Here is a 14,210-nt window from a genome sequence, read left to right on the forward strand (position 1 = left end):
GCCGAAGGTTTTTTTATTCTCTTTACTTTCTTTTTATATATTTAATCAAAATCACAATTTGACAATATGCCTGTAATAAAAGCTTTGAATGGAATAAAACCCGAGTTCGGAAAGAATATCTATATAGCCGAAAATGCCACAATTGTAGGGGATGTAAAGATGGGGGATGATTGCACCGTATGGTTTAACGCAGTAATTAGAGGTGATGTAAACTCAATCACAATAGGAAACAAAGTGAATATTCAGGATGGAGCATGCGTTCATTGTACCTATCAGAAGGCAGCAACAACCATTGGAAATAATGTCTCAATCGGCCATCATGCCATAGTTCACGGTTGTACACTCGAAGATAATGTTCTTGTTGGTATGGGAGCAATAATCATGGATCATGCATATGTCGAGAAAAATTCTATCATAGCTGCAGGAGCAGTGGTCCTGGAAAATACAAGAATTGAATCTGGAAGCATATATGCGGGAGTGCCGGCAAAGAAGGTAAAAGACGCCGGTAGTGAACATGTGGAAGGTATAATTAACCGGATAGCAAACAACTACATTAAATATGCAGGCTGGTATAAAGATAGCAGTGAAGATATTTCTATAGAGAAATGAATCGTCTTACCAATTATTTATATTTTGGCTTTTTATTAATAATAATTGCCTATCATCTTTTTACTCTGGAAATACAGCCTCTTCCATGGTTCGATGAAGTTTATTTTGCAAGTATTGCAGATAATTTTATAACTAATGGAAGTTTTATTCCTGAGATAGCATCCTATGCGAGAAACGATCGTCCGGCATTAACTTATGGACCCGTTTACTTTTTTCTCACAGGTTTATCAATGAAGTTCTTTGGCTTTGGTATCGGGCAATTCAGAATTGTCGGTCTGTTATCAGGGCTACTTTGTATAAGACTTACCTATTTGATTGTTAAAAGAAGCTTCCCAGCTGAATCATGGAAATATAAGGTCCTGATTATTGCTATTCTTACAGACCCATTTTTCAGTCTGACATTTCATCAAGGCAGAATGGATCTTACCGCATTATGCTTTTGTCTTATTGCAATATTTTACTTTTTGAAGGGAGGGATTAATAATATTCTTTTAAGTGGCAGTGCAGGTGTATTGTCATTATTAACAACTCCCAGAGCAATCGTCGTACTTTTACCTTTAGTCGTGCTTCTCCTGATAGATATTTTTAAAAGGAAAGATTTTAAAAAAGCTCTTCTTTGGGCTTTGCCTTTTCTATTGATATATCCAATATGGGTATTTGCCGGATTTGGAGGAGTTGGAGGGTTTATCAATTATTACCTCACAATTAATGGAGTCACAAATTCAGCCAATGAACATTACATAGGTCCCAATTTATATATTCCACGACATGAATACCCTCTTATTTTTGTTGCTTTTATAGCATTGACTTTTGGATTGATAAAACAAGGGAAGACTTATTTTAATCTGCTTGTGGTAATAAGTCTTATCGCAATTATTTCATTTTATCTGATTGTGCATGATTGGGGACCTTATTCCGTTTTTATTATTCCATTTTATTATATTCTTATATTTTATAGCTGGTCACTAGTTCCAAGTGTAAAAGGTTTAAATGTGCTTTATTCATTGCCTGTTTTCTTTGTTTTAATTTTTAATCTTTCCTATTCTGTTATAAAAGCAGATCAGGTATTGGTAAGCAGAAAAGTAAGAGATCCTCGGTTAGCGGATACTTTCATTAGAGAAAATATTCCACCTGGAAGCAAAGTGGTAGGAGATGCACTTTATTATTATTCTGTTAAAAAAAATAATTCGGATTTTCAACTGTTTGATCAGTATGATACGTTGGAGTCTAGAGAAAGAAAACATAGGTTGGATTATAAGTATAATTTCCTTATTTCAGCTGATGTGATGAAGCCAAAGAATGGAGAGATTACGGAATATTACGTCAATATGGGAGATCTTAGGAAAATTGCAATTTTCAGGTCTGAGCTTGCAAAATCTGGAAATCGTGAAATACTATCTAATCTTGAGAAAGGTGGCTATAGTGGTTCTATTTATTTGAGAAAATGAAAAATTTATCTGTTTGGTTATTATTTATTGTGTTTAGTCTTTTTTCCTTTAGAAATTCTGGGTGGACAGACGAGGAATTGGCAATGGCTAACACTGCAAAGGATATAGGTTATTTGTCACAGGTTGAAAAGGATGTTTTTCTTTCACTGAACCTTGCCCGATTATATCCTGCAAAATTTGCAGATCTTGAAGTAGAGCATTATACCCCACCTGCGAAATATGGTGATTATCTTAAAAATTCGCCTTATGTAAAATCGCTTCTGAAAGAGTTAAGGAAAATGGAGCCATTATCCCCTGTTTTTGCTGACGAAGAGATGTATAAAGAGGCTTTATGTCTTGTCAAAGAACAAGCCAAATCGGGTAAGATGGGTCATGAAAGAAAACGTTGTCAGTTAACATATAAAGGAGAATGCTGTTCATATGGAATGGATACTGGGCGGGATATAGTCATGCAGTTATTGATTGATGAAAAGATAAAATCTCTGGGACATCGCAAGATTTGCCTGGGAAATTTGACAAAATTGGGTACTGCAATAGGTTCCCATCCTAAGACAGGAACCTGTGCAGTACTTGATTTTCACTAAGGTGGTAGTAAAAATGTATTTTTGGTTTTTTAGTGCAGAAGTATTTTCCCTTGTTTAAACTCAAACAGGTACTGAAATAATAATTTTAACAGGAAAATGTTAAAAAATATAAAAGCAGAATTTATTGCTTTTCAGGTCTTTAATGACGCTCCCGACCAATTAAGAATTGAGGTAAATATACTATTTTTTATATGAAAAAGACAATTAATACAAGGAATATATCCACATTGATAAAAAAAGTTTTAAGGGCGTGATTATCATTGGATTTTATAATCTGACTCCTTTTTTAATACAATTTCGGTGCATTTTAAAATGTAAAAAACCCTGCATTTGAATTACAGGGTTTTGTTCCGAGCCTATTTTGATGGTATCAAATTTAATTACTACTGCTAGTTTCTTTTTTCTTTTTTACTGAAGTATTTCCCTCATCATCCACTTTTGTTTTCTTTTCTTTGGTGGTAGTTGTCTTGCCATCCTTAGTTTTTACCTCTTTTTTAGTGGATTTAGATCCATGATCCTTTTGATCTACATCACCGGGCTGGTCAAAAACTTCTTTGGTAACTTTATTATGTTTGGTTTTATCCCAGGCATTGCTTGCAGCATCTCCTGTTTCTTCAGCACCTTTTTTTACATCTTTTTTAGCCTTTTCGCCAACATGTTGATCATCATCCTGATAAGATGCAGTTTCACTCAAGCCTTCTTTTTCAGCCTTTTTATGTTCTTTTTTCATGGCCTTTTTCTGAATCTTAAGTTGTCTTTCCTCAGCATTTTCAGGTTGGTCGAAAATCTTTTTAGTTACTTTATTATGTTTTGTATTCTCCCAGGTCCAACTTGCGGCATTACCTATACCTTTACCAGCTCCTCGGATACCCTGAACAGTCCCGTGACCTATATTATCAACAGTCTGGCCTGCGCGGGTCCGATCTTCATAAGATTTATGATCCTTTTCCTTTTCAGTTTTTGCTGTTACCACCTCGTCTTTTTCTTTGACAGTTCCGTCAGACTTGACTTCGGTTTTCTCTTTCTTTACCTCTCGTTCTGAGTCATCCTGTGCATTTACAACGTAAGTACCAAAAACAGCAAACAGAACTAACACAAATACCTTTTTCATACGTTTCTTCCCTTTAAGTTCCATTCCATTCTATTATTAATAAAACAGCATTGAGAAAAAGAGCGTTCCTGAGGGCGAATTTTTCCTTCTAAATTAAAGAAATGAGGGCTCTAAATGAGAGCCCCTTTGTTCATGGTCTAATGTTTCCGACATCAGCTACTGCATAAAATGCAGCAGGTACAGATAAAAGTTATTCCATCTATCTAAAGAAGCATGCGCGAAAGTTTTCGTAAACCTAAGTCATGCATCTGTTATAAGCCATTCTGGATATGTATTGAATAAAGGTGAATCAAAAGCTATCAGTGGTAAACGAAACTTCTAAATGCTACTTCTCATAATTATGAGGTAGTTAATTCTGGAATTTATTCTAATTACTGTTGAAATGATGTTCTGCTATCTTGGAGTCATTTCTCGTTCAATTACTAAGGTACCCGTGATTAAATTCATTAAGAAGGATAGTAGAGTGCATCAAGTAAACAGAGAATAGTGGTTTATCCAATATAAAACTGAGATAATAGCTATTCAAGGCTCCTTAAAAGAACTTATCGAAAAATCATTACTAATGAGAATGGTCCCCATTTAGTTTTAAGGGAAAAGAAGAAATCACCTTGTATTCTGCACCTGTGGGTGTTAATGCACTCTTCCATAGCTCGATTTTTGTAAAATGTATAGTGTGAGCTTCAAATTTCGGATCTTCAGACAAGGGTTCTCTATAGGTTGGTTTTTTCAACCTTGCCAGGTTTATGTGAGGAAGAGGTTTTCTTTTTTCATTTAAATTCAATTTCTCCCTGAGAGATATTGCAAGGGAAGTATAGAATTGATTTTCCTCAAAAGTTACCCAGATCATTCCTGAAGAACCTTTTACTGCCCTTATATTATTAATTGTTAAACTGAATATGGGAAAAGAATCACTGACTTTTTTTAAGACACTATTGATTCCTGAAATACGTTCAAAAGATGTCTCACCAATGAAAGCAAGTGTGATATGAAGATTATCTCTAGGAATCCATTTGATTTGCGTTTGGAGATTTGCTTGATATTCACCTATCAGCTTTTTAGTCTGATCGGGCAGAGGAAGGGCGACGAACAGTCTGTGTTCACTCATTTTGATTTTTTCTTTTAAAATTATTTACACAATTTCAACCGCCTGATAAGGGGCTAAGTTTCATAAAACTTATTTAAAAGATATTCATAAGCGGGATGGCGTCTATTACATTTTACGGCGGAGCAAAACAAGTAACCGGAAGCATGTATCTTCTGGAGTTAGAAAATAAATATAAAGTTTTGATTGACTGTGGGAAAGATCTGGAAAATCCCGGGGTAGAAATATTTGACTTCAACCCTTCAGATCTTGATCTGGTATTGTTGACTCACGCTCATTATGATCACTGTGGTAACATTCCCCTGTTATTTAAAAGTGGGTATAAAGGACAGGTATTATGCTCTTCTCCTACAATTGCCCTAACCGAACTTGTATTAAAAGACTCTGCAAGTATATTGGATTTCAAAGTTGAAAAGAAAAAAAGCTTTGGAAAAACTATTTTCAAGCACAAGACTGAAAGGCAAAATGAGTCTGGTTATTCAAAAGGAGAAGTTGAGAAATGCCTTGATCGTTTTATTTCAATAAGTTTCAACACAAAGTTTGTTATCAATGATAATTTATCAGTAACTCTGGTTCCTGCAGGGCATTTGCTTGGCGCAGCTTCTGCTGTTTTTGAATATAAGGAGGCAGGCATGATAAAGCGAATTGCTTTCTCAGGAGATTTAGGCAGGAGAAGCTCGCCGCTTTTGAATGATCCAATACCTTTGCCTCATGTTGATTTTCTGATTTGTGAAAGCACTTACGGTGGCAGGGTTCATGAAGGAAAAGATATGCCAGAAACTCTTCTTGAGAAAATTATATATGAATGTTGTGTTGAAAAGCGTGGAAGACTGATTGTCCCGGCTTTCAGTATTGGAAGGACTCAGACTTTTTTATACCTGTTAAATAAATTAAGCAAGGAAGGAAAGCTTCCAACACTTAAAGTATTTGCAGACAGTCCGATGGCGAAGAGAACCACCAAGGTTTATGATGATTATCTGGATCAGCTTAATGATGAAGCTAAAGACTTTTATAAAGTTAATAATTCACTTTTTGATTTTGACAATCTGATACAGATTGAAACAGAGAAGGAAAGCAAATCATTGGCAAATTTTATGGAGCCTTGTATTATCATTGCTTCTTCAGGTATGATCACAGGTGGAAGGATTAAAAGTCATGTCCGCAGCAATCTCCGAAATGCATATAGTACCATTCTCTTTATTGGTTACTGTGCAGAAGGAACTATTGGTCATAAACTGATCAACGGAGCCAAAAGCGTCAGAATGAATAAGAAGGAAATTCCAGTACATGCAAAAATTGCAAGAACAGATATCTTTAGTGGGCATGCAGATGCAGATGATTTATTAAATTTTGTGAAGTATCAACCCAAAGATCTTTTAAAAAAAGTGTTTCTAGTTCACGGAGATCTTGGCAATATGGAAGCCTTTGACAAAAGACTTAGTAGTGAAGGATATAAAGTTGAGATTCCTGAAAGGGGACAGACCTATATATTGTAGGAGTATAGTTATGCTGTTAATTTGAAAAATGTTTTAATACATGCATGTACATGCTATGGTGTATTCAGCAATTATATTCTAGAGTATAGACTAAAAGTAAAAGGATTTTTAAAAATGATAAATGATTCTTCCTTTAATTTAAAGAACCATTTATGTTTTTCAGATATCGCTAGCATTACTATGAGCAGAGCAGGCTGTAGGTAATATTTAAACTAAGACTTGAAATTAATGTTGCCCGTCAAGTCTGTTTAATGCAGCATTAAGAGATTTGTTCATTTCAAGGAATCGGGAAATTACGCTATCTACAAATCCCTTGTCTTCCAAAAGCTTTTTAATCTCTTCATCACCGGCAACATCCATTTCACTTACTTTGTAAGTTTGTTCATAAGACCCCTTTTCAAATTTGATGAGATATTTGTTATTCCATCCGAAAATAGTAATTCTGAAATCGTGGTGTGGTATCTCTGCAATTATTCTCATGTCTAATGAATAAAGATAAACTGTCGCTAAATTATCCATTAGAGGCCATTAATAAAATTTTATGTTAAGTAAAAAGTGGCTAAATCGAAAAAAACTTGCAAAAATACCATTAAATCAAATTGACTTTCAGTGTTATAACAATTAAAAAAAACTGTTAAGCACGTTTAAAAGCTCCAGATTTATCTTGTGGTCGGATTCTTTGATTTTGACTCCTTTCCAAAATGCAATTTTGTTTTTCAACATATAAGAAAACTCATTAGGTTCCGGATAATACCAGGCTGCATCTTCATTAGTTTTTCCATCTACATGTATATGAAAGTAATGTGCTTTGCCCTTGTAAGGACAAACACTTTTTTTACTACTCTCAATAAAATAACATTTCTTAACAGAGTCAATAGGAAAATAGTATGTTCCATCCAGTTCTTCTACATCATCAGATTTGGCGATGATTTTTCCATTCCAGATTGCTTTCATTGATTAAAATTGTGCTTGTATATAATTTCAACCAGCAACTGTTTTTTTTGTTTAAAACATATAACCTTAATAAGGTTTTAGTGCCATAGGCCTGGTGGAATAATTTCAAGCACATTTCCGTCCGGATCTTCAAAATAAAAGGATTTTAGATGATGATTCCATTCCTTTTCATAAATGATATTAATACCTTTTTCAAGCATCATCTTTTTCCATGGTTCATAATCTCCTTCAGGGACTTCAAAAGCAACATGAATTTTGCCATAGGCATAATGTGGTGGCAACTCTTTTTCGTGTTTGGTACTTTCTGGAAGAAAGCAAAGTAGTACAGAGTTTCCTGCACGCAAGAACAGGTGCCTGTCTTTGTGATATCCAATTATCGGAAGTCCCAGTAAACCATTATAAAATGCTTTGGATTTTTCCAGATCATTTACATAAAGACATGTCTCTTTTATCTGATTAAGTTTCATTTGGTCAGCATTGTGTTCAATAATATAAACTAATTGGTAGTAAAGATTGGTTTAAAAGTATATTAGAATAGAAAGAAGGGATTATATGAATACAGACTCAATCTGGAAAGAAGAAAGTGGCAAATGTCCGGTTTTTAAACCCCTTGAAAGGGATATTGAGACAGAAGTGTTAATCATTGGAGGAGGAATTACTGGGCTAACAATAGCAACGCTTCTGAATGATGCCGGAATACATTCTGTACTTGCTGAGGCAAGTCACATAGGTAACGGAACTACCGGGATGTCCAGTTGTCACCTTACAACTCAAATCGATGCCCAGTATAGAAAAATATACAAAGATTTTGGGGAAAAAATTACAGAGTTGGTTGCAAGAAGTCGGGCTGAAGGGATAGATTTTATTGAGCAACTAATTAAAAGTAAAAATATTAATTGTGACTTTAAAAGGGTTACCGGATATCAGTATGCTGATAGGCCTGAACAAATTGCTGATCTGGAGGCGGAATATAGATATGCGGGTTACGTTGATCTACCTGTAGAGCTTACAGATAACATAGATTTGCCTTTTTCAGTTACTAAAGCTCTGAAGTTTGGTAACCAGGCAGTTTTTAATGCCCAGTCATTTATTAATGGTCTTGCTGAACATCTCGTGAACAGTAAATGTGAAATCTTTGAAAATACGAGGGTAACAGATATCAGAGAAGATAGAGGAATCTTTACAGTGTCGGCCAATGGTAAAATTATCAGAGCTTTAAAAGTTGTAATGGCTACTCATATTCCTTTATTTTTTAATGTACTTCAAACGCTTGCTTTCCCTTATATGAGCTATGTGATAGCTGCTACAATAGAAGGAGATACTCCTGGAAATTTATATTGGGATATGGATGAGCCATATCATTATATCAGAAGTACTGAATTCAATGGCAGGAAATATCTGATAGTAGGCGGAGCAGATCATAAGGTAGGTCATGTAGAGGAAACATCAAAGAGGTTTACAGAGCTGGAATCTTATGCTCGTAAAAAGTTTAATGTTAAATCAGTAGATTTTAAGTGGTCTGCTGAATTTTTTGAATCTGCCGATGGACTTCCTTTTATTGGTGAAAGTCCATTTTCAAAAAAACTGTACGTAGCTACAGGATTTGCCGGAGATGGTTTAGTGTATGGTCCGCTGGCAGCTTTGATAATAAGTGATCTGATTCAGGGCAAAACAAATAGGTATTATGATGCTTATGATTCTACAAGAATCACTATTGCTGCTTCTATGGCTGATTTTTTTAAGGAGAATATAGATAATGTCCGTTCATTAGTTGCTGATAAGTTCGGAAATGTTTCTGAACAGTCTCCCGATCATCTTGAGCCAGGAGAAGGCAAAATATTGAATCTGAATGGGGAGAAAGTTGCTGTGGCTAAAGATGCAAATGGTGAAGTTTATGCGGTTTCTCCTGTATGTACTCATTTGAAATGTAATGTACACTACAACAATGCAGAACAAACCTGGGATTGCCCTTGTCATGGTAGCAGGTTTTCCATAGATGGGTCAGTCGTATATGGTCCGGCCGTAGATCCTTTAGAGAAAAAGGAGATTGTAGTGGTTGCAGAAGACAAGAAATAATGTGGTGGGGTAGTCAGGGAATAGGTGCATGCTTTGTATTCTTTTCCCTGATATTTATTTATGGTTTTTATTAATTCAACATGACCTGGATAATTGTTATATTAAGCCTTATTATTTTTTCCTCCGTTTTGGTTTATCTACTCACAATAGAACATAGAAAGCGGCCACATATCCAATTAAAGCATCATGGCTGGACGAAAAATTTTCCTGAAAGCTCTGCCCCTCCATTTTATTCATTGTTCCTGATTGGTGATGCTGGAGCTCCTTCCGTTTTACATCCTGATCCAACCCTAGCTTTGTTGGAAAGAAAATTGAAGGAGGCTGGGGATGCTGCAGGTGTTTTTTTTCTGGGGGATAATATATATCCAACAGGTTTGCCTGAGAGCAATGATAAAGACTTTCCGCTTGCAGAAAAAAGATTACTTGCACAATTACATGTGGTAGAGCATCACAAGGGTCTAAAAGTATTTGTTTCCGGGAATCATGACTGGAAGAAAGGCAGGAAAGGCGGCTTTCAAACAATGATGAGGCAACAAGAATATGTTGAAAGTTTTTTTAGCAGCAAAGAAGTTTATTTGCCACGAAATGGATGTCCTGGTCCATATGAAATTTCGGTTAATGATAAACTAACATTCATAGTTCTAAATACCCAATGGTGGGTCCATGGAGGGCATAAACCTCTTGGGAAAAGGGAAGGTTGTCTTGTAGATAATGAGCATGAATTTTTTCTTCTTCTGGAGGACCTTCTTGCCAGGAATAGTTCGAAAAGAATTGTTGTATTGGGGCATCATCCGCTTTATAGCTTTGCAGTGCATGGAGGCCGATTTTCTATGAAGCAGCATCTTTTTCCTCTTACAGATGCCAATAAGAAATTGTATTTGCCATTGCCTGTTGCAGGATCTTTATATCCTATTTACCGAAGGTATATCGGATCTAAAGAAGATATGTCACACCCTCTTTATAAAAGATTAAGGAGGAGATTGATTGACATTTTTAAGAAATACGACAACCTTATTTATGCAGCAGGTCATGATCATAATCTGCAGTATATTTATAAAAACAATCAGCACTTTATTGTGAGCGGGGCAGGAAGTAAGGTGAATCATGTGCAAAAAGCTTCCCATGCCATTTTTACTCATGCACACAAAGGTTTCTTCAAACTTTCATTTTATGAGAACGAAACATGGCTAGAAGTTTTTGAACCGCATAAGAAAAAAGAAGATGGACTTCTGGTATTCAGAAAAAAAATGTTCTAACAATTGAATCATTGTCTGGTTTCAGGAAGGATGACCTTTAGACTTTTAGGTATAATTTCAACTTCCAGCTTTTCGCTTCTTTCAGTGACAGGTTCCCCGTCTATATGAAAGAATTCTTTCCAGGAGTTGCTGATTGTTGCTTTCTTCAACCTTAGTACGATAAAGTATTTTGACTTAGATATTGTATTACTGATCAGTCGGAACAGAATCAAAGGGGCGAAAATTTTGGGAAATGGCTTGATAATACTTATTTCAAAATAGCCATCATTGATAATGCCAATAGGATTAATTGTAATATTTGTACCGAATTTATTGGCATTGGTTAGTACCATCATAAATGCTTTGCCCTCTTTTTTCAGTTCAGAGGAGTTTATCTTATATGCAAAGAATTTATAGGAGAAAAACTCTTTCAGTGCATACCAGAAATAGCTGATTTTTCCCCTAAAACTGCTTTCTGCAAATCGGTGTACCACTCTTGCATTAAACCCCAGGTCGCTCAGATGAAAGCAGTTTTTACCATTGATTTTTAAAGTATCAATTTTTGTGGTGTAAAAATCCTGAACAATATCCAGGGCTTCCTCAAAATTTACAGGGATATTCAGGTCTTTCGCTAATCCGTTAGCAGAGCCGGCCGGAATAATGCCTAATGCAGTCTCTGAATTGAGCAGTAAGTCTCCGACAAGATTTACTGTGCCATCTCCGCCTACAGCAATTATAGCTTCAGGTTTTAGATGATCCATCCGCTTCAGAATCTCTTCTTTATCATTAATTCCAGTTGTTTCATACAGATAAGGAAATAATGATTTTCCAGTACAGCATTGCTTTATTTCTGAAGTTATTTCAAGCTTATTTTTACCTCCAGCATGAGGATTAATTACAAACAGCAAGTTGCTATGCTCCATACGCAGTTTCTCCTTTTCAGCATTGCAGGATGATGTAGTAAGAACAATAGATGTCAATAATTTATCAGAAAATGCGACATCCTCAAGCATCTCAACCTTACAGTTGCTGAATTAAAAAACTAACTTGTCGGAGCGTCCGATTGTTGCGGGTTAATTTTTTTACTTCCGCTATATAGTTCATATTCAAGTAATCTGGCATCGATGGTGCCATTGTAAAATTCAATACGGCGTTTTGTTTTAAGACCTATCCTTTTGGCAAGTTCAAGGTTCCCTGTAAAAACATATCCAAGGTAGCCTGTGCATTTTTTCTTAAAAAAGTCACCGATTGCGGTGTAAATTTCTTCAAGATCTTTGTCTACCCCCAATCTTTCTCCATATTCAGGATTTATCATTATCACACCTGCATCTTCAGGCACTTCGGTTTCTCTGAAATCACATACACGAAATTCAATCAGATGATCGACGCCAGCGGTAGCAGCATTATTTTGCGCAGCCTCTATTGCAAGAGGATCAAGGTCTGTTGCAATAACACGTGCTGGCATTTTCCTGAGTACTGCAGATTTTATTTCTTCTTTGGCTTTGTCATAATACGACATTTCAAAAGCATTCAGGTGCATGAAACAATAATTGCTTCTGAAAAGACCTGGATATCTGTTTAAGGCAGTTAGGCAGGCTTGTATAGCCAGCGTACCGCTTCCGCACATAGGATTGATAAATGTAGACTTTCTATCCCACCTGCTGGCGTAAATCAATGCAGAGGCAAGACTTTCCTGTACAGGGGCTTTAAAAGGTTTTTTTCTATACCCATGTTTGGCAATGGTTTCCCCGCTTGTATCTATGTATAGAGAAGCTTCATCATTTTTCCAGTGCAGATATATCACTATTTTATTTTTCTCAGGTCCCGAATCCGGACGTTTTTTAAACAGAGAAGTAAACCTGTCTGCAATTGCATCTTTAACTTTATAAGAACCGAAACGGGAATCAGTGATGGTCTCGTTCTCAACATTTGCAACTATGGTAAAATAGCTTTCTGTAGAAAAATACTTTTCCCAGGCAAAGTCTTTTGTCGAAGAATAAAGCTGATCGGGATGAGTGCAACGGAATGTTTTTAAATGAAACAGCACCTTATGCGCAGTTCTTAACACAAGATTCAAGCGTATGCAATCTATCAAAGTTCCCCTAGTTGAAATGCCGGTTTGCATCTCACTCTCAATTGGATAGCCAGCTGCGATTATTTCCTCGGCCAGATATTTACCTATTCTTTTGGGACAGGTGACAAGAATGGTAGACTCCTGCTGGAAAATATTTTCAGTTCCTTTCACTTAAGTTTTTTATTCAAAAATAGAGGGAATAATTTTAACAGAGGGAATTTTAGATAAGAAATTTATAAGATAGATATTATTCCATTAATGATTTGGTATAAAACGAGAAAATTTATTTGTAAAGATTTTGATATTTTTTTTCCTTAAATGATAACTATTAAAGCATAAATCAGTTAATGCATAATTAATGGAGACGGATATTTTGAGAATGATTTTTGAATTAAGAAATAAAATTTTTTTAAGTCATGGATATAAAAGTAGAATTTGAAGAGGCAGTTAAGCAATCACGATTGCTTCCTGCTCAGTCTAATGAGAACCTGTTAAAGCTTTATGGGTTATTCAAACAGGCGACTGAAGGAGATGTAAATATAGAGAAACCAACCAATTTTTTTGATTTGGCTGGCATTGCCAAATACAATACCTGGAGCGATCTTAAGGGTATGAGTACGGACGAGGCAAAGCAAAAGTATATTGCATTAGTAAAAGATCTTTCAGGAAAGTAAAATGGATTCATTAATTGATTCAATGGTAAAATTCAAAAATGTTCTACTGGTAGATGATGATTATGTAAGCAATTTTATTGCAGACCATCTTCTAACGAAGCTTGACCTTTGTGAAAATCTTACATTTTGCAGAAATGGAGATGAAGCTCTTAAATATTTGAAATCTGCAGGCGATGATTTCCCTGAAGTTATATTCCTTGATATAAATATGCCTGTAATGGACGGTTTCGAATTTATTGAAACATTTCAAAGACTAAATCTCGATAAGAAAAAAACCAGGATTATAATTTATACCTCTTCATTCAGTCCTAAGGACTTGGAAGTATTGAAGAATATAGGGTTTAACGATTTTATCATCAAGCCTTTAACTGAAGAAAAATTAATGAATGTGTTAAAACTTTTTAGTACAAACTAGGTTATTTTTTTAGAAATTGACCTAGAACTAAGATGCCCTACTTTAACACAATTCTGCTTGTTGATGATGATTTTGTCAACAACTTTATTACAGAAAGAACTTTAAGAAGATCCAATATCGCCAGGGAAGTTAAAACTGTACGGAATGGCGAGGAAGCTTTGACTTTTTTAACAGAGCAAATCAATCGTACTCCGGAACTAATCATCCTGGATGTTAATATGCCTGAAATGAATGGGATCGATTTTCTTAAGAATTTTAAGAAGATGGTTTTGGAAAAGAACATTAAGGTGGTGCTGCTCACGAGCGTCATTAGTCCAGGTCAGGAATCTTCAATTTCTCGTCTTGGCTTTGAGGATATAATGATAAAACCATTTACAGAAGAGAAGTTGCTCAAAATTCTTAAGAAAGATTTAATTGCCAGATAAAAAAACT

At 35.5% G+C, this 14,210-nt stretch carries 16 protein-coding genes; 9 read left to right on the plus strand and 7 right to left on the minus strand.

Annotated features, from left to right (window positions below; genetic code table 11):
* Window positions 1-66: 66 nt before the first annotated feature.
* The 3 genes from MYP_RS08935 to MYP_RS24895 are packed head-to-tail and all read left to right on the plus strand — an operon-like array spanning window position 67 to window position 2,641.
* Window positions 67-609 carry a gamma carbonic anhydrase family protein gene (locus tag MYP_RS08935; RefSeq protein ID WP_045461821.1) on the plus strand — a complete coding sequence of 181 codons (543 nt, stop codon included), beginning with the start codon at window positions 67-69 and terminating at the stop codon, window positions 607-609.
* The gene (locus tag MYP_RS08940; protein WP_045461824.1) at window positions 606-2,057 is read left to right on the plus strand and encodes an ArnT family glycosyltransferase; all 1,452 of its coding nucleotides are present in this window, start codon (window positions 606-608) and stop codon (window positions 2,055-2,057) included. Before MYP_RS08935 ends, MYP_RS08940 begins: the two co-directional genes overlap by 4 nt.
* The gene (locus tag MYP_RS24895) at window positions 2,054-2,641 is read left to right on the plus strand and encodes a CAP domain-containing protein (protein ID WP_052430050.1); all 588 of its coding nucleotides are present in this window, start codon (window positions 2,054-2,056) and stop codon (window positions 2,639-2,641) included. The genes MYP_RS08940 and MYP_RS24895 overlap by 4 nt, the downstream gene beginning before the upstream one ends.
* Before the next feature lie 376 nt (window positions 2,642-3,017).
* On the opposite strand, the gene MYP_RS08950 is transcribed toward MYP_RS24895, so the two are convergent.
* On the minus strand, window positions 3,018-3,752 hold the full coding sequence (locus MYP_RS08950) for a hypothetical protein (RefSeq protein WP_156140439.1): 735 nt from the start codon (window positions 3,750-3,752) through the stop codon (window positions 3,018-3,020).
* Between the two features lie 559 nt (window positions 3,753-4,311).
* Window positions 4,312-4,857, minus strand: a complete 546-nt coding sequence (gene thpR, locus MYP_RS08955; RefSeq protein ID WP_045461829.1) for an RNA 2',3'-cyclic phosphodiesterase — start codon at window positions 4,855-4,857, stop codon at window positions 4,312-4,314.
* 95 nt (window positions 4,858-4,952) lie between these two features.
* On the opposite strand from thpR, the gene MYP_RS08960 reads away from it, so the two are divergent.
* Window positions 4,953-6,350 carry an MBL fold metallo-hydrolase RNA specificity domain-containing protein gene (locus MYP_RS08960; RefSeq protein ID WP_045461832.1) on the plus strand — a complete coding sequence of 466 codons (1,398 nt, stop codon included), beginning with the start codon at window positions 4,953-4,955 and terminating at the stop codon, window positions 6,348-6,350.
* Between the two features lie 225 nt (window positions 6,351-6,575).
* Here MYP_RS08960 and MYP_RS08965 read toward each other — a convergent pair whose 3' ends face one another.
* From MYP_RS08965 to MYP_RS08975, 3 genes are all read right to left on the minus strand, one after another.
* Window positions 6,576-6,830 carry a hypothetical protein gene (locus MYP_RS08965; RefSeq protein WP_045462515.1) on the minus strand — a complete coding sequence of 85 codons (255 nt, stop codon included), beginning with the start codon at window positions 6,828-6,830 and terminating at the stop codon, window positions 6,576-6,578.
* Between the two features lie 141 nt (window positions 6,831-6,971).
* Window positions 6,972-7,304 carry a DUF427 domain-containing protein gene (locus MYP_RS08970; RefSeq protein WP_045461835.1) on the minus strand — a complete coding sequence of 111 codons (333 nt, stop codon included), beginning with the start codon at window positions 7,302-7,304 and terminating at the stop codon, window positions 6,972-6,974.
* A 77-nt stretch (window positions 7,305-7,381) separates the two neighbouring features.
* A complete protein-coding gene (locus tag MYP_RS08975; protein ID WP_045461838.1) occupies window positions 7,382-7,771 on the minus strand; it encodes a VOC family protein in 390 nt (129 codons plus the stop codon).
* 85 nt (window positions 7,772-7,856) lie between these two features.
* Between MYP_RS08975 and MYP_RS08980 the strand changes: the two genes are divergently transcribed.
* Both MYP_RS08980 and MYP_RS08985 read left to right on the plus strand, forming a co-directional pair.
* The gene (locus tag MYP_RS08980; RefSeq protein WP_045461841.1) at window positions 7,857-9,380 is read left to right on the plus strand and encodes an FAD-dependent oxidoreductase; all 1,524 of its coding nucleotides are present in this window, start codon (window positions 7,857-7,859) and stop codon (window positions 9,378-9,380) included.
* Between the two features lie 80 nt (window positions 9,381-9,460).
* Window positions 9,461-10,636 (plus strand): metallophosphoesterase, encoded by a 1,176-nt coding sequence (locus tag MYP_RS08985; protein WP_045461844.1) that lies wholly within the window; start codon window positions 9,461-9,463, stop codon window positions 10,634-10,636.
* A gap of 8 nt (window positions 10,637-10,644) precedes the next feature.
* On the opposite strand, the gene MYP_RS08990 is transcribed toward MYP_RS08985, so the two are convergent.
* Window positions 10,645-11,628 (minus strand): diacylglycerol/lipid kinase family protein, encoded by a 984-nt coding sequence (locus tag MYP_RS08990; protein ID WP_052430051.1) that lies wholly within the window; start codon window positions 11,626-11,628, stop codon window positions 10,645-10,647.
* Window positions 11,629-11,657: 29 nt separating this feature from the next.
* Window positions 11,658-12,860, minus strand: a complete 1,203-nt coding sequence (locus MYP_RS08995) for a THUMP domain-containing class I SAM-dependent RNA methyltransferase (protein ID WP_197060043.1) — start codon at window positions 12,858-12,860, stop codon at window positions 11,658-11,660.
* Between the two features lie 245 nt (window positions 12,861-13,105).
* Here MYP_RS08995 and MYP_RS09000 point away from each other — a divergent pair, with 245 nt between their 5' ends.
* From MYP_RS09000 to MYP_RS09010, 3 genes are read left to right on the plus strand one after another with little or no spacing between them, the layout of a single operon-like run.
* A complete protein-coding gene (locus tag MYP_RS09000) occupies window positions 13,106-13,363 on the plus strand; it encodes an acyl-CoA-binding protein (RefSeq protein ID WP_045461847.1) in 258 nt (85 codons plus the stop codon).
* Between the two features lies 1 nt (window position 13,364).
* Window positions 13,365-13,778, plus strand: coding sequence for a response regulator (locus tag MYP_RS09005; protein ID WP_051312866.1), 414 nt, complete (start codon window positions 13,365-13,367; stop codon window positions 13,776-13,778).
* A gap of 32 nt (window positions 13,779-13,810) precedes the next feature.
* The gene (locus MYP_RS09010) at window positions 13,811-14,203 is read left to right on the plus strand and encodes a response regulator (RefSeq protein WP_052430052.1); all 393 of its coding nucleotides are present in this window, start codon (window positions 13,811-13,813) and stop codon (window positions 14,201-14,203) included.
* Window positions 14,204-14,210: the final 7 nt, after the last annotated feature.

It is taken from the genome of Sporocytophaga myxococcoides, assembly GCF_000775915.1.
Taxonomy (GTDB): domain Bacteria; phylum Bacteroidota; class Bacteroidia; order Cytophagales; family Cytophagaceae; genus Sporocytophaga; species Sporocytophaga myxococcoides_A.